Source organism: Pseudomonas sp. yb_9 (genome assembly GCF_043103635.1).
In the GTDB taxonomy this organism is placed as follows: domain Bacteria; phylum Pseudomonadota; class Gammaproteobacteria; order Pseudomonadales; family Pseudomonadaceae; genus Aquipseudomonas; species Aquipseudomonas monteilii.
In genome coordinates this window covers 150744-166178 of the sequence record NZ_JBICKA010000061.1, presented here as the reverse complement: position 1 = coordinate 166178, position 15435 = coordinate 150744, and the positions used below count along the sequence as shown (strand labels likewise).

Here is a 15435-nt window from a genome sequence, read left to right as displayed (position 1 = left end):
ACCTGTCTGGAGCACCGATGCAGTACACATCCACGCGCGGCAACGAAACACGAGTCGATTTCCGCACGGCGTTGCTTTCTGGCCTGGCCGACGATGGCGGGCTTTACGTGCCCACCTCGGTGCCGGTGTTCAGCCCGCAGGAGATTGCCAGCTGGTCGTGGTTGCCGTTCGACGAACTGGCCTGGCGGGTGATGGCACCGTTTGTGGGCGATACCCTCGACGAACCGACCCTCAGGGCGCTGGTCAGCGACAGCTATCGCGGGTTCAAGCACCGTGGCATCGCCCCGTTGCAGCAGCTGGGCCATAACGAATGGATCCTGCAGCTGTTTCACGGGCCTACCCGCTCCTCCAAGGACTTTGCCGCACAGTTGCAGGCGCGGCTCATCCGGCACTTTCTGGGGCCGGATTGCGAGCGGGTCATGCTGGTGGGGGCCAGTAACGGCGATACGGCGGTGGCGGCGATCGAGGCCCTGCGGCATTGCCCGGCGGCGGGCTTGCTGGCGCTGTATCCCAATGCGGGCACACCTGCTGACCGTGCAGCGGTGATGCGCCGTGCCGCGTCCGACAGCGTCAGCTGCGTGGCCGTGGATGGCAGCTTTGACGACTGCCAGTCGCTGGTGTCGGCGCTGCTGCGAGCCTGGCCATGCCCCGGGCTGATTCCGGTGAGCTTCAACTCGACCAACTGGGTCGGCGTGCTGGCGCAGATCGTGTTCTATTTCCATGCGGCGCTGCAGTTGGGCGGGGGGACACGCCCCGTGGGCTTCAGCATCCCCACGGCCAGCTTTGCCGAAATCTACGCAGGGTTCATCGCCCAGAAGATGGGCCTGCCCATCAACCAGATCATCGTTTCCACCAACCGCAACGATGCCTTGCACCGGTTCATTCACTGCAATCGCTATAGCCGGGGTTCCACCAGCCAGACGCTGTCACCGGTCATGGACTTCTCGCTGTTCTCCAACCTGGAGCGCTTCGTCTGGGAGCTGTATGACCGCGATGGCGGGGCGACCCGGGCGCTGATGGAGCATTTCGAGGCCTGTGGCGAGCTGAGCATCGGCAACCGCCAGTGGTTGCATGCACGCATGCTATTTGACTCCTACGCCGTGGACGATGCGTTGATTCGCGAGGAAATCATCACGCTGTTCCACGAAACCGGCAGCGCAGTAGACCCGCATGCCGCAACAGGGGTGTTCGCCGGGCGTTTACACCGGCGCAACATTGGCGCGCCCATCGTCACACTGGGGCAGTTTGCCCCGGAAAAGTCCGCCGGGCTGCTGGCGGAGCTGGGGGCCTGGCACGGTGAGGTGCCGGCCGACGTCGAGGGCACAGCCGGCGCCGGGCCACTGCTGAAACCAGAGGACCTGGCGGGGGTTCATGCGTTGTTGGCACGCTTGCAGGCCGGGCGATGAAGCGCATCCTCGACCCCCTGGACGAGCGCATTCTTGCCGAGCTCACCGCCAATGCGCGTATTGCCCATGCTGAATTAGGGCTGAAGGTGAACCTGTCGCGCAATGCGGTACGCCAGCGCATCGAGCGACTTGAGCGCGACGGGGCCATCCAGGGCTATACCTTGCGCATCGGTGAGGGCCGACGGCCGACGTCACTGATTAACGCGGTGATATTCGTCTACCGCTATGACCGCATGCGCGGTGACGCGGTGCTTGATGCGCTGCGCCAAATACCCGAAGTGATCCAATGCGAAGTGCTCAGCGGCGAATTCGACTTGCTGCTGCGCGTCGAGGCCTCAAGCCCGGAGCGGGTTCACCATGTGTGGAAGGAAATCGCCGCCATGCCCGGGGTCGAGAACACCGTGACATCGTTTGTGCTGGCCACGGTGATCTGAACTGCGCTGTTGCGTTTGATGACCCGCGTTACACCCACGCCGCCCGGGCTTGCACCCTGGCGGCGTTTTGCATTCCGGCGGGGTGCTCAGGCGTGCAGGGGCACTGGCCAGATTGGCCAATAAATACAGCGGATTGCCATATTCAACTGGCATTGCACGGCTCTTACGCTTGTCCTCATCGACCAACCGCCTGGAAAGGACAGCAAACCATGACCGAATACAAAATTGCACTCGTTGGCTTTGGTGGCGTGAACCGTGCCCTGGCCCAACTGATTGCCGAACGCAACGCGCGCTGGCAGCAAGAGCTGGGCTTTGGCTTGAAGATCGTGGGCGTCACCGATCTGTTCCTGGGTTCGGCAATCGACCGCGATGGGCTGGATGCCGCCACGCTGGCCGCGTTGCCGGCTCAAAAGGGGGCGTTGGCGCAAATCCCTCAAGGTTCGGCTGAAGCCTTCAATGAGGCGGTGATCAAGCAGTCTGGCGCCGACATCATCGCCGAGGCCACATTCACCAACCCAACGGACGGCGAGCCAGCGGCAACCTTCTGCCGCTGGGCGCTGGAAGCGGGCAAGCATGTGGTTACCACCAACAAGGGGCCGGTCGCCTTGCATGCCCAAGCGCTCAAGGCTTTGGCCAAGGCCAATGGCGTGTCGTTCGAATACGAAGGCGCGGTGATGAGCGGCACGCCGGTACTGCGCATGGCGCGCCAGACCTTGGCAGGGGCAGGCCTGGTGGGGTTCGAGGGCATCCTCAACGGCACCTCGAACTACGTGCTCACACGCATGGAGGAGGGGCTTGGTTTTGCCGAGGCGGTGGCCCAGGCCCAAGCGCTTGGGTATGCCGAGGCAGACCCGACCGCCGATGTGGAAGGCCATGACGTACGCCTGAAGGTGGTCATTCTGGCCAATGAGTTGCTCGGCGCCTGCCTGCAGGTGAGTGATGTCGCCTGCAGCGGTATCAGCGCCATCGACAGCGCGGCTATCGAGCAGGCGCAGGCCCAGGGCCAGCGTTGGAAATTGATTGGCAGCGCCAGCCGGCAAGCCGATGGTTCGGTGAGCGCCCGTGTCGAGGCCCGCCTGTTGCCGGGTCAGCACCCTCTGGCGGGCATTTGCGGTGCGATCAATGCGGTTGCGTTCAACACCGAGCTGCTGGGCGCGGTGACCGTGTCCGGCCCGGGTGCCGGGCGTGTCGAAACCGCATTTGCCCTGCTGTCGGATATCGTCGCCATTCACACCGCCGGCCGTTCGGCCTGAGGAGCAACGTTCATGAGCCTGACTTCCGTGTCCCGGGTCGCCAATAGCCAACCCGACTTGATCGATGTGTTCAGCCCCTTCGACGGCAGCCTGGTGGGGAGCGTTGCCAATCTTTGCGCCGACGCGGTGCCAAGCCTGCTCGCCCGTGCTCGCGGCGGCGTGCGCGAAAGTGCCGCGCTACCCCGGCATCGACGTGCCAGCATTCTGGAGCAGGCTGCCCGCCTCATCGAGCGCGACGCTGCAGATTTTGCCGGCCTGATCGTCGATGAAGCAGGCAAGACCCTGCGTCAGGCCGAGAAGGAGGTGAAGCGCTGCATCAACACGCTCAAGCTGTCTGCAGAAGAAGCGCGGCGCAATGCCGGTGAAGTGGTGCCTTTCGATGCCTATGAAGGCTCTGAATCGCGCCAGGGCTGGTTCACCCGCGAGCCGCTGGGGTTGATCCTGGCCATTACCCCCTATAACGACCCGCTTAACCTGGTCGCGCACAAGTTGGGGCCAGCCATTGCAGGCGGCAATGCAGTCATTCTGAAACCCTCGGAGCTGGCCCCGCTTTCTGCCGTGAAGCTGGTGCAGTACCTGATTGATGCAGGGCTGCCGGAGGCCGTCGTCACGGTAGCCACGGGGGGCGCCGAGCTGGGCAAGGCCCTGGTGGCCATACGTGAAGTACGCATGATTTCCTTTACCGGAGGCTTCGCTACCGGCGAACAGATTGCGCGGGGGGCTGGCCTGAAAAAGCTGGCGATGGACCTGGGCGGCAATGCGCCGGTGCTGGTGCTGAAGGACTGCGACCTTGAAGCGACTGTCGAGTCGTGTGTGTCGGGCGCGTTCTGGGCGGCGGGCCAGAACTGCATCGGCACCCAGCGCATCCTGGTGGATGCCTCGATCTATGAGGCGTTTCGCCAGCGCTTCGTCGCCCTGACCCAGGCAATGGTGCTGGGCGACCCGGGGCAGCGCGCAACCGACATGGGGCCGATGATCACCGAAGCCGCTGCACGGCAGATCGAAGAACGCGTCAACCAGGCCCTTCAGGGTGGGGCTCGCCTGCTCTGCGGCCATCAGCGTCAGGGTGCCGCCTATGCCCCGACAGTGCTGGAGGGTGTTGACCACGCCAGCAGGCTGTGGCTTGAAGAGGTGTTTGCACCGGTGGTGATGCTGGCGCCGTTCGAGAGCATCGAGCAGGCGTTAGCGCAGGCCAACGCCCCGGAATACAGCCTGCATGCCGGCGTGTTCACCCGCGACCTGTCGCTGGCGTTGAGCCTGGCCCGGCGTATTGAGGCTGGCGGGGTGATGATCAACGATTCGTCCGACTACCGCTTCGATGCCATGCCATTTGGTGGCTCCAAGTATGGGAGCCTTGGGCGCGAAGGGGTGCGGTTCGCCTATGAAGACATGACCCAGCCCAAAGTCGTTTGCCTCAACCAGATGGGCTGCGGGGAGGCGGCTTCATGATCACACGTTTCGGGGCCGGCGAGCGGATGTCCCTGGCGGTCAGCTACAGGGGGCTGTTCGAAACGGCGGGGGTGGTGGCGGGCAACCTGCAGGAGGATGTGCAGGGGCAGCTGCGCCAGGCGCTGAGCACGATTGACGGCCTGATGGCAGAGGCTGATATCGGCAAGGCGCAACTGACCAGGGTTCAGTTGTGGCTTGCCGACTACCGCCATTTCGACCTGGTCAATGAGGTGTACGACACCTGGCTGCAGGGTTTTCCCAAACCGCCACGGGCGTGCGTGGGCGCAGACCTGGGCGAGGGGTACCTGGTCGAGGTGCAGGTGTTTGCCGCCTACCCTTGGCGCTCGTGACCGGCGCGATCCTTGGCCACGGGTCAGCGTATGGCCCGTGGCACCGCTCTGACATAGACAAGCTCGCTCACCAACTCCACCAGTGTCTGCGTGATCACCGCCGCAGCCGCCAACCCGCGTATCGCTTCGGGCAATGCCAACGCCAGCGGTAGCACCACCAGCGAGTTTCGCGTGGCGGCGCTGAAGGTGACCGAGCGTGCTTCGGCAACAGGCAGGCGCAGCAGCCGCGCCGAAATGAACCCGAGCACCGGCGCCAGCAACATGAAGCCGATGTACACCGGAATTACCGGTAGCAAACGGTCGAAATCTCGCAGCACCACAGCAATCTGCGAGGCGATCACAACCACCAGCACCAGGGCCATCGCCGGTACGGGCAACCACGCCCAGGCGTTGTTCCAGGCCCAAACCGCGCCTGAGCGACGAGCGCCGACACTGGTGAGCACGGCCAGGATCATTGGCAGCACAATCAACAGGACAAAGGCTTCCACGAACGGGGCGATGGAGATTGCCACGTTGCTGCTGTCTCCCAGCATCCAGGCCAGATACACCGGCAGTAGCACCAGTTGCAGCAACAGCAGCACAGGTGTAGCGGCCAGGGTAAGGCGCGAATCGCCTTTGCCGATGTGGGTGAACACCACCACATAGTCGATGCACGGCGTAAGCAACACCAGCAAGGCGCCGACGAGGATCGCCGGGTGTTCCACCAGCCCACGGGTAATGGCCCAGACCAGTAGCGGCACGAGGATGAAGTTGGCGAGCAGTAGCGCGGTGATGAAGCGGCGGTTGCCCAAACCCTTACGCAGGTCGAGGAAAGGGATCTGCAGGAACATCGCATACATCAGCACGGCGATGGCGGGAGTGACCAGGGCTTCCAGCTGGCTGGCGCTGTCGCTGGCCATCAAGCCGAAGGCTACGGCCGCAAGCACGGCGGCGAAGTAGATCGGGATCTGGTGGGTTTCGAGTTGTTCCCTGGTCAAGGTGCGGCCTGTGCTCGATGAGTGAATGGGGGCACAGGGTAATACGTGATTGCAGCGGCGCAAACGAAAAAGCCCGGCACTAGGCCGGGCTTCTTCACATCAGGCAATCGCCAATCAGTTGCCGTAAACCGGCAGCTTCTTGCAGATGGCCTTGACCTTCTCACGTACAGCGTCGATAACCGCTTCGTTGTTCAGGTCAGCCAGGATGTCGCAGATCCAGCCGGCCAGCTCGCGGCACTCGGCTTCCTTGAAACCACGGGTGGTAACGGCTGGGGTGCCGAAACGCAGGCCCGAAGTGACGAATGGCGAACGTGGGTCGTTCGGTACCGAGTTCTTGTTGACGGTGATGAAGGCTTTGCCCAGGGCGGCGTCAGCGTCCTTACCGGAGATTTCCTGCTTGATCAGCGACAGCAGGAACAGGTGGTTCTGGGTGCCACCGGACACCACGTCGAAACCACGCTCGATGAACACGCTGGCCATGGCCTGGGCGTTTTTCACCACTTGCTGCTGGTAAGCCTTGAACTCAGGCTGCAGGGCTTCCTTGAAGCAGATGGCCTTGGCCGCGATGACGTGCTCCAGCGGGCCGCCTTGGGCGCCCGGGAAGACAGCGGAGTTCAGCTTCTTCTCGATGTCGGCGTTGGCGCGGGCCAGGATCAGGCCGCCGCGCGGGCCGCGCAGGGTCTTGTGCGTGGTGGTGGTGACCACGTCGGCGAACGGAACAGGGTTCGGGTACACGCCAGCGGCAACCAGGCCGGCAACGTGGGCCATGTCGACGAACAGGTAGGCACCGACCTTGTCGGCGATGGCGCGGAAGCGGGCGAAGTCCAGAACCTGCGAGTAGGCCGAGAAGCCGGCAACGATCATCTTCGGCTTGTGCTCGACAGCCAGGCGCTCGACTTCGTCGTAGTCGATCAGGCCGTTACCGTCGATGCCGTACTGGATGGCGTTGTACAGCTTGCCCGAGGAGCTTACCGAAGCACCGTGGGTCAGGTGGCCACCGTGGGCCAGGCTCATGCCCAGGATGGTGTCACCGGCCGACAGCAGGGCCAGGTAGACGGCAGCGTTGGCCTGGGAGCCGGCGTGCGGCTGGACGTTGGCGTAGTCGGCGCCGAACAGCTCCTTGGCACGGTCGATGGCCAGTTGCTCGACGACGTCGACGTACTCGCAACCACCGTAGTAACGCTTGCCTGGGTAGCCTTCGGCGTACTTGTTGGTCAGGACCGAGCCCTGAGCTTCCATGACGGCCGGGCTGGTGTAGTTTTCCGAAGCGATCAGCTCGATATGCTCTTCCTGGCGCAGAGCTTCTTGCTGCATGGCTTCGAAGAGCTCGGCGTCGTACTTGGCAATGGTCAAATCACGGCTGAACATGGCGGTCCTCAAGGATCGGGGTAGTTTGGGGGGGCATTCTAACCGATTGATTCGCGGCTGGCATATGAAGTGGCATCAAGTCGCGGACCAATGGGCTTCATGTTGCATCCCGCGCCGTGTCTGGGCTGCGCGGGCGAGGTAGTTGACCCGAAAGTCCGCTTTTGAGGGGGCGTTGCACCCCTCAATGGAACATGAACAGGGTCTCGTTGGAGAACTGCGCCTCGAACTGATGCGCCGGCATTGGCCGCCCGAACAGGTAGCCCTGGACCTCGTCGCAACCATGCTCGCGCAGGAACTCCAGCTGTTCGTGGGTTTCCACACCCTCGGCGATGACCGCCAGGTTGAGGCTGTGGGCCATGGCGATGATCGCCCGGGCAATTTGCGCATCCTGCTCACCTTCGGGCAGGCCGTCGACGAAGGTGCGGTCGATCTTCAACACGTCGATTGGGAACTGCTTGAGGTAGTTGAGCGACGAGTAGCCGGTGCCGAAGTCGTCGACCGCAATGCTCAGGCCGAGGTTCTTCAGGCTGGCAAGAATCTGCAGCGCCTCGTTCACTTCGCGCATCAGGATACTTTCGGTCAGTTCCAGCTCCAGACACGCAGGCGGCAGGCCGCTTTCTTCAAGGATGTTGGCAATGCGCGTGCCCAACTGGCCGTCGGAGAACTGCCGCGCGGAAATGTTCACCGACACCTTGGGCACTCGCACCTTGGCCTTGTGCCAGGCCTTGAGCTGCCGGCTGGCCTCGCGCAGCACCCAGTCGCCCACGTCCACCACCAGGCCCAGCTCCTCGATCACCGGGATGAAGTCGCCCGGAGGCACCAGCCCACGGGTCGGATGGCGCCAGCGCAGCAGCGCTTCGGCACCGGTCAGGCGCTTGCCGTCGCCGCTGAACTGCGGCTGGTAGTAGAGGATGAACTCATTCTGCTCCATGGCATGGCGCAGGTCGCTTTCCAGCTCCAGGCGCTCCAGGGCGCTGGCGTTCATTTCGGCCTGGTAGAACTGGAAGTTGTTCTTGCCGCGTTCCTTGGCGTGGTACATCGCGGTATCGGCGTTTTTCATCAACTGGCTCAGTTCGCCGCCATCCTGCGGGCTGAGGGCGATGCCGATACTGGCGGTGACGAAGAACTCGCGGTTTTCCAGCACGAACGGGCGCACCAGGCTGCCGAGGATGTTCTCGGCCACGTGAATGGCGCGGTTAAGGGCCATCTCGCGGGTGGGGCGCGGTTGCAGCAGCAGGGTGAACTCGTCGCCGCCCATGCGCGCCACGGTGTCGTCGTCATCCACGCAGGCCAGCAGGCGCAGGGCCATGTCCTTGAGCATGCGGTCGCCGGCGGCATGGCCGAGGGAGTCGTTGATCGGCTTGAAACGATCCAGGTCGAGGAACATCAGCACCACCCAGGCCTTCTGCCGTTCGGCCTGCTGCAGCGCGTTGTACAGGCGGTCCTGGAACAGTGTGCGGTTGGGCAGGTGGGTGAGGGCGTCGTAGTAGGCCAGGCGGTGGATGCGCTGTTCGCTGGCCTTGCGCTCGCTGATGTCGGTGAAGAAACACACGTAGCTGGCCAGGTCGCCCTCGTCATCGAGTACTGCAGTAATGCCGACCCACGCCGGGTAGTGGTCGCCGTCGCGGCGCTTGAGCCACACCTCGCCTTCCCAACTGCCGCGCTGGTGCAGCTGCTTGACCACATAGCGCAGGTGGCCTTCCTGCTGTTCATCGACGGTAAGCATGCCCGGCAGCTGATCGAGCACTTCACTGACGGCATAACCGCTGACACGGCTGAACGCTTCGTTGGCCTGGACGATATAGCCGGCCGGGTCGGTGATGAGGATCGCCGACGTGGAGTGCTCGAATACCGTCGCGGCCATGCGCAGGTCTTTTTCGGCGCGGCGTTGCTGGCTGATGTCGCGGCCCACGCCAAGCACGCCTTCAAAACGTTGGTCATCGTCCCACACCAGCACCAGGCGCAGCTCGATCGGGATCTTGCGGCCATCGGCGCGCAGGCAGTCGAACAGGAACAGTTGGGTTGGCAGCTGGCTGCGCAGCTGGGCCAGTTGCGCCGGGTCGCCCATGGCGTTGCTGACGCGTTCCATCAGGCTGTAGATGCCGGTGAGCTGGGCCGGGTTGGCGATGATCGATTGCCAGCCGTTGGCAAAAATCCAGTTAGCCTGGTAGCCCAGCACGCTCTGCACGGAGGGGCTGACATAGTTGAGCTGCAGCAGGCTGTCGGTGGAGAAGATCACGTCGCTGATGCTTTCGGCGAGCATGCGGTAGCGCTGTTCGCTGTCGCGCAGTGACTGGCTGGCCTCGATCTGCACCGTCACGTCCTTGCCCACGCCGATGATGCGCGTTACCAGGCCATCGGCGTCACGGGTCAGTACCTGTTCGCGGATGTCATAGCAGCGCCAGCCGCCATCACGGTGGCGGAAGCGCAACTGGCAGTGCAGCGGTTGATCATGGCCGTTGTCACGCTGTTGCTGGCGCAATGCCTGGTAGTGCGCGGCATCTTCGGGGTGCAGCAGCAGCTCCCAGAAGCGGTCGCCCATCTGCGCAAGTTCGGTACGGTCGTAACCCAGGGTCTGCCCCAGGTGACGGTTGCTGAAGATCATCCGCTGGCTGATGACGTCCTGCACGTACAGCTGATCGGGCACGGTGCGCACCACGTCCGACCAAAAACTCTCGCGCTCCAGCAACGACAGCTCGACCTGTTTGCGGCTGGTGATGTCGCTGATGCTGAGGATCACGGCCTGGTAGTCGCGGCGCTGCTGCGGCAGGCGCGCCATCAGCCACAGGTGCAACTCGCCACCCAGCGGAGCAGGCAGGCGCACTTCAAGCTCCAGCACCTGGCGTTTTTCGATCAGCGCGTCGATCAGTTGCATGCCGACGCTGTCGCGGCCATCGCCGCTGCCGTCGATCAGCCGCTGCCAGGCCCCTTCGTGGCATTCGATGTTCAACAGCTGGCGCGCCACCTGGTTGACCTCGGTAATCTTCAGCTCCAGCAGCAGCGAGCGGCGCAGGTTCGGGTCCAGCGCCAGGCTGTGCCTGAGTGCGGCGTGGTTGCGCAGGTGGTAGCGGTCGAGCTGGCCGGGCAGGCTGGATAGGTCGAGCACGCACAGGGCCACGCCGGTGCCTTCGAAGATTTCCTGGTAGCGCCGGCGGTCTTCCTGCAGCGCGCGCTGGCGGCGGCGCATGTTGATCAGCGCCAACACCGGCAACAGGGCACAGAACAGCACCAACAGGCATTTGCCGATCAGCGCGGGCAGCAATTTTTGCTGGGTCAGCTTGGCGTCGAACAGGCCGCGCAGCTGCCAGGTGCTGTTGTCGATGAAGGCCAGCATCACGCTTTGCAACGGCTCGTGGCTGGTGTCGGTTGGGGCGTGCTGCTGCAGCACTTCACCGCTGCGGCTGTTTTCCAGCAGCCACAGCGGATGGCCACCGCCATCGAGGTGAACGGTGAGCTCGCGGTAGTAGTCCGGTGACAGGCGCAGCAGCCAGTAGCCGCGGTCCTGTTCGGCGGCCTGGCGCAGCAGCAGGTACAAGGTTCGATTGTCGGCCGAATTGGTAAAGAAGTACGGGCGCCCCAGGTTTAGCGTCAGCAGCTCGTCAAGCAACTGGCGGTCCGGGCTGCCCGCCAGGCTGTCGCTGCGCAGCTGCCCGGCGCTGTCCAGCCAGGCCATGCTCTGCAGGGCGGGCAGGCGTTCGCGCAGGGTATCCAGCAGGCTGGGCAGGGCGGCCGGCGTCGGCGCATTGACGTAGGGCTGCACCACGTTCACGGCTTGTTGTGCCTTGAACGCCATGTTCAGGCTCAGGTGGTCGGCCAGCTCTGCGGTGGCGTCCAGGCTTTGTTTGCGCAGGTCGGACTGGGTGTGGTTGAACTGGGCGAACAGCTGCCACAGCAGCAGGCCCAGCAGGATCAGGGCCAGCAGCGCCAGCGCACCCTTGATCGACCCGCGCAGGGTAGCGGCGGGCGCGGGTGGCGCGGAACGCAATGGCGACGGATGAGTAAGGTTGGTCAAGCGTTGATCCTGCGATTGGGCTGGCGATGGCAGGGAAGGATCATGCACGGTGTGTGCCGGTGCCTGGCTGCCGTACCGCGGTGGCGCACTATAAGGCCGGACACCCGAAACCGGCTAGCATGCCTAGGATTATGGCAAAGTGCCAGCCATGTTGACCGATGGTGCCTGCCCGGTGGTTCGGCAAGCCCCTGCAACCTGTGCGAGAATAGCGCCCGCTTCACATGACAACGCATCGGAGATGTTCGGTTTTGGTTACTCACTTTTCCTCCAATGGCCTCGATTCCGCCTGCGGGCGCAGCAGTCAGACCCTTGTCAGCACTGCCGTGACCGAGGACGTATCCTGCAAGTCTTGCCAGCGTTCGCTGAGCAAACCCGAGGCGGCCAACGCCGCCAAAAGCAAGGCCCCGTCGCTCGCTGAACTGCGCAAGACCGCGGCAGCAGAGCCGGCAGTTGCGGTGGCTGCGGCCAACAAGCCTGCAGCCAAGGTGGTCAGCACGGCACCTGCGGCCGCCAAACCCGCCAAGGTTGCCGCGCAGCAGCCTGCCCGCAGCGGTGGCTTCAGCGTGAAGTCTGCCTGGGCTGCGCGTCTGGCCGAGCAGGGTGACCGTTGCCGGTTGCCGCGTGGCAAGGCCAGGCAGCGTCACGTCTGAGCCATTTTCGGCTGCTGTGCCGGCCTCTTCGCGGGCAAGCCCGCAGGAATCACTGATTGCTTCGGCTCTGTAGAGAACCTGTGGGAGCGAGCTTGCCCGCGAAGAGGCCGGTGAAGGCAATGAATTTCTCCCCGGGATCATCCTGATCCCAGCCCACCATCGCTCCCTCCTATGCAACGCCGTGCGTTGGCGTAGAATGGTCGACTTTGTTCAACGACACCCAAACACACATCTCCCTGGCCAGCGCGCCGGGGCGATCGTCGATGTCTTTACCTATCTGATTAGAGGGCTTGGTTTTGGCTCAATACGTCTACACCATGCATCGGCTGAGCAAGGTCGTGCCGCCGAAGCGGGAAATTCTCAAGAACATTTCCCTGTCGTTCTTCCCGGGCGCCAAGATCGGCGTGCTCGGCCTGAACGGCGCCGGTAAGTCGACCCTGCTGCGGATCATGGCGGGCGTCGACAAGGAATTCGACGGCGAAGCCCGTCCGATGCCCGACATCAACGTAGGCTACCTGCCGCAGGAACCGCAGCTGGACCCTAACAAGTCCGTTCGCGAAGTGGTCGAGGAAGCCGTCAGCGTGATTAAGGACGCCCAGGCGCGCCTGGACGAGGTTTACGCCGCCTACGCCGAACCGGATGCCGACTTCGACAAGCTCGCTGCCGAACAGGCCAAGCTGGAAGCCATTCTGCAAGCCGCCGATGGCCACAACCTGGAGCGCCAGCTGGACGTCGCCGCCGATGCTCTGCGCCTGCCAGCCTGGGATGCCCGCATCGAGCACCTGTCCGGCGGTGAGAAGCGCCGTGTGGCCCTGTGCCGCCTGCTGCTGTCGGCCCCCGACATGCTGCTGCTCGACGAACCCACCAACCACCTGGATGCCGATTCGGTCGCCTGGCTGGAGCGCTTCCTGCACGATTTCCCGGGCACCGTGGTTGCGATTACCCACGACCGTTACTTCCTCGACAATGTCGCCGGCTGGATCCTGGAACTGGACCGCGGCGCCGGCATCCCGTATGAAGGCAACTACTCGGGCTGGCTGGAAGCCAAGTCGGAACGTCTGGCGCAGGAATCCAAGCAGCAGAGCGCCCACGAAAAGGCCATGAAAGAGGAACTGGAGTGGGTGCGTAAAGGCGCCAAGGCTCGCCAGTCCAAATCCAAGGCCCGTCTGCAGCGCTTTGAAGAAATGCAGTCGCAGGAATTCCAGAAGCGCAGCGAAACCAACGAGATCTACATCCCGGCTGGCCCGCGCCTGGGCGACAAGGTCATCGAGTTCAAGAACGTCACCAAAGGCTACGGCGACCGCGTGCTGATCGACAACCTGTCGTTCGCCATGCCTAAAGGCGCCATCGTCGGCGTTATCGGTGGTAACGGTGCCGGTAAGTCGACCCTGTTCCGCATGCTGATGGGCAAGGAACAGCCGGACTCGGGCAGCATCGAGATCGGTGAAACCGTGCAACTGGCCTGTGTGGACCAGAGCCGTGAAGACCTGGACGGTGCCAAGACCGTGTTCCAGCAGATTTCCGACGGTTCCGACATGATCCGCATCGGTAACTACGAGATCCCGTCGCGTACCTACGTTGGCCGCTTCAACTTCAAGGGTGGCGACCAGCAGAAGTTCGTCAAGGACCTGTCCGGTGGTGAGCGTGGCCGCCTGCACCTGGCCCTGACCCTGAAGGAGGGCGGCAACGTCCTGCTGCTCGACGAACCGTCCAACGACCTGGACGTTGAAACCCTGCGTTCGCTGGAAGAAGCCCTGCTGGACTTCCCGGGCGCCGCGATCGTGATTTCCCACGACCGTTGGTTCCTGGACCGTGTGGCTACCCACATCCTGGCGTACGAAGACGACTCGAACGTGGTGTTCTTCGAAGGTAACTACACCGAGTACGAAGCCGATCGCAAAAAGCGCCTGGGCGATGCTGCTGCTCAGCCGCACCGTGTACGGCACAAAAAACTGGCCCAGTAAGCCGGTTTGAGTTGCACAAGAATGGGGCTCTGCGGAGCCCCATTTTTGTGCCTTGGTGAAATCTGAAAACGGCTGTTTCGCCAGTTAATTTGTATACACTTACATAAAACGCACCAAATAATTTCAAAAAAACGACATTGCGCCCTATTCCAGTGCGATTGCTTCTTGGTACATTCCTGAAAAAACCAATAAGTCCAAAACCTTCGGTGAGATGTCTACCATGATCGAATCTGTCGACAATTTCCTTGCACGCCTGCAACAGCGTGACCCAGGCCAGCCCGAGTTCCACCAGGCGGTGGAAGAGGTGCTGCGCACCCTGTGGCCATTCCTTGAAGCCAATCCGCATTACCTGCAATCCGGCATCCTTGAGCGTATGGTCGAGCCGGAGCGTGCGGTGCTGTTCCGCGTCTCCTGGGTCGATGATCAGGGCAAGGTGCAGGTCAACCGCGGCTACCGCATCCAGATGAGCAGCGCTATCGGCCCGTACAAGGGCGGCCTGCGCTTCCACCCGTCGGTGAACCTCAGCGTGCTGAAGTTCCTGGCCTTCGAGCAAGTGTTCAAGAACTCGCTGACCTCGCTGCCCATGGGTGGCGGCAAAGGTGGCTCGGACTTCGACCCGAAAGGCAAGAGCGACGCCGAAGTGATGCGCTTCTGCCAGGCGTTCATGAGCGAGCTGTACCGCCACATCGGTGCTGATTGCGACGTACCTGCTGGTGACATTGGCGTGGGTGCCCGCGAAATCGGCTTCATGTTTGGCCAGTACAAGCGCCTGGCCAACCAGTTCACCTCGGTGCTGACCGGCAAGGGCATGACCTACGGCGGCAGCCTGATCCGCCCTGAAGCCACCGGCTATGGCTGCGTGTACTTCGCTGAAGAAATGCTCAAGCGCCAGGACAAGCGTATCGATGGCTGCCGTGTGGCGATTTCCGGCTCGGGCAACGTGGCCCAGTATGCGGCGCGCAAAGTCATGGACCTGGGCGGCAAGGTGATCTCGCTGTCCGACTCCGAAGGCACCTTGTATGCCGAAGCCGGCCTGACCGACGCCCAGTGGGATGCGGTGATGGAACTGAAGAACGTCAAGCGCGGCCGCATCAGCGAGCTGGCCGGGCAGTTCGGCCTGGAGTTCCGCAAGGGCCAGACCCCGTGGAGCCTGCCGTGCGACATCGCCCTGCCGTGCGCCACGCAGAACGAACTGGGCGCCGAAGACGCCCGCACCCTGCTGCGCAACGGCTGCATCTGCGTGGCCGAAGGTGCCAACATGCCGACCACCCTCGAGGCTGTGGATATCTTCCTGGACGCTGGCATTCTGTACGCCCCGGGCAAGGCCTCCAACGCCGGCGGCGTGGCCGTGTCGGGCCTGGAAATGTCGCAGAACGCCATGCGCCTGCTGTGGACTGCCGGTGAAGTGGACAGCAAGCTGCACAACATCATGCAGTCGATTCACCATGCGTGCGTGCACTACGGTGAAGAGGCGGATGGCCGTATCAACTACGTCAAAGGTGCGAATATCGCAGGCTTCGTGAAAGTGGCTGATGCGATGCTGGCGCAGGGCGTGGTCTGATTCTAGTCAGC

At 63.2% G+C, this 15435-nt stretch carries 11 protein-coding genes; 8 read left to right on the top strand and 3 right to left on the bottom strand.

Annotation, left to right across the window (positions count from 1 at the left end; all coding sequences use genetic code 11):
* The first annotated feature begins 17 nt into the window (after positions 1-17).
* The 5 genes from ACF8MI_RS17880 to ACF8MI_RS17860 all read left to right on the top strand — a co-directional run bounded on the left by ACF8MI_RS17880 (position 18) and on the right by ACF8MI_RS17860 (position 4892).
* Positions 18-1406: a threonine synthase gene (locus ACF8MI_RS17880; RefSeq protein WP_200929080.1), complete on the top strand. Its 1389-nt coding sequence runs from the start codon at positions 18-20 to the stop codon at positions 1404-1406.
* Positions 1403-1840 carry an Lrp/AsnC family transcriptional regulator gene (locus tag ACF8MI_RS17875; protein ID WP_016713368.1) on the top strand — a complete coding sequence of 146 codons (438 nt, stop codon included), beginning with the start codon at positions 1403-1405 and terminating at the stop codon, positions 1838-1840. Before ACF8MI_RS17880 ends, ACF8MI_RS17875 begins: the two co-directional genes overlap by 4 nt.
* A 209-nt stretch (positions 1841-2049) precedes the next feature.
* The gene (locus ACF8MI_RS17870; RefSeq protein WP_156867348.1) at positions 2050-3093 is read left to right on the top strand and encodes a homoserine dehydrogenase; all 1044 of its coding nucleotides are present in this window, start codon (positions 2050-2052) and stop codon (positions 3091-3093) included.
* A 12-nt stretch (positions 3094-3105) separates the two neighbouring features.
* Positions 3106-4542: an aldehyde dehydrogenase family protein gene (locus tag ACF8MI_RS17865; protein ID WP_104833493.1), complete on the top strand. Its 1437-nt coding sequence runs from the start codon at positions 3106-3108 to the stop codon at positions 4540-4542.
* Complete coding sequence (locus ACF8MI_RS17860) at positions 4539-4892, top strand: RidA family protein (protein WP_016713365.1); 354 nt, start codon at positions 4539-4541, stop codon at positions 4890-4892. The genes ACF8MI_RS17865 and ACF8MI_RS17860 overlap by 4 nt, the downstream gene beginning before the upstream one ends.
* 23 nt (positions 4893-4915) lie before the next feature.
* Here the strand turns inward: ACF8MI_RS17860 and ACF8MI_RS17855 are convergent, their stop codons facing one another.
* The 3 genes from ACF8MI_RS17855 to ACF8MI_RS17845 form a co-directional block, all read right to left on the bottom strand.
* Positions 4916-5869, bottom strand: coding sequence for an arsenic resistance protein (locus ACF8MI_RS17855; RefSeq protein ID WP_200929082.1), 954 nt, complete (start codon positions 5867-5869; stop codon positions 4916-4918).
* A gap of 114 nt (positions 5870-5983) precedes the next feature.
* A complete protein-coding gene (gene glyA, locus ACF8MI_RS17850; protein WP_016713363.1) occupies positions 5984-7237 on the bottom strand; it encodes a serine hydroxymethyltransferase in 1254 nt (417 codons plus the stop codon).
* A gap of 181 nt (positions 7238-7418) precedes the next feature.
* Positions 7419-11249: a GGDEF and EAL domain-containing protein gene (locus ACF8MI_RS17845; RefSeq protein WP_200929083.1), complete on the bottom strand. Its 3831-nt coding sequence runs from the start codon at positions 11247-11249 to the stop codon at positions 7419-7421.
* Between the two features lie 248 nt (positions 11250-11497).
* Between ACF8MI_RS17845 and ACF8MI_RS17840 the strand changes: the two genes are divergently transcribed.
* From ACF8MI_RS17840 to gdhA, 3 genes are all read left to right on the top strand, one after another.
* Positions 11498-11899: a hypothetical protein gene (locus ACF8MI_RS17840; RefSeq protein ID WP_200929084.1), complete on the top strand. Its 402-nt coding sequence runs from the start codon at positions 11498-11500 to the stop codon at positions 11897-11899.
* A gap of 296 nt (positions 11900-12195) precedes the next feature.
* Positions 12196-13863: an energy-dependent translational throttle protein EttA gene (ettA, locus tag ACF8MI_RS17835; RefSeq protein WP_060500251.1), complete on the top strand. Its 1668-nt coding sequence runs from the start codon at positions 12196-12198 to the stop codon at positions 13861-13863.
* Between the two features lie 220 nt (positions 13864-14083).
* Entirely contained in the window at positions 14084-15424 is a 1341-nt protein-coding gene (gene gdhA / locus ACF8MI_RS17830; protein WP_027609768.1) for an NADP-specific glutamate dehydrogenase, read from the top strand.
* Positions 15425-15435: the final 11 nt, after the last annotated feature.

What these genes read in the sequence shown, in the direction of transcription:
- ACF8MI_RS17880 (WP_200929080.1), top strand. Translation starts at nt 18, where the DNA reads ATGCAGTACACATCCACGCGCGGCAACGAAACACGAGTCGATTTCCGC.
- ACF8MI_RS17875 (WP_016713368.1), top strand. Translation starts at nt 1,403, where the DNA reads ATGAAGCGCATCCTCGACCCCCTGGACGAGCGCATTCTTGCCGAGCTC.
- ACF8MI_RS17870 (WP_156867348.1), top strand. Translation starts at nt 2,050, where the DNA reads ATGACCGAATACAAAATTGCACTCGTTGGCTTTGGTGGCGTGAACCGT.
- ACF8MI_RS17865 (WP_104833493.1), top strand. Translation starts at nt 3,106, where the DNA reads ATGAGCCTGACTTCCGTGTCCCGGGTCGCCAATAGCCAACCCGACTTG.
- ACF8MI_RS17860 (WP_016713365.1), top strand. Translation starts at nt 4,539, where the DNA reads ATGATCACACGTTTCGGGGCCGGCGAGCGGATGTCCCTGGCGGTCAGC.
- glyA (WP_016713363.1), bottom strand. Translation starts at nt 7,237, where the DNA reads ATGTTCAGCCGTGATTTGACCATTGCCAAGTACGACGCCGAGCTCTTC.
- gdhA (WP_027609768.1), top strand. Translation starts at nt 14,084, where the DNA reads ATGATCGAATCTGTCGACAATTTCCTTGCACGCCTGCAACAGCGTGAC.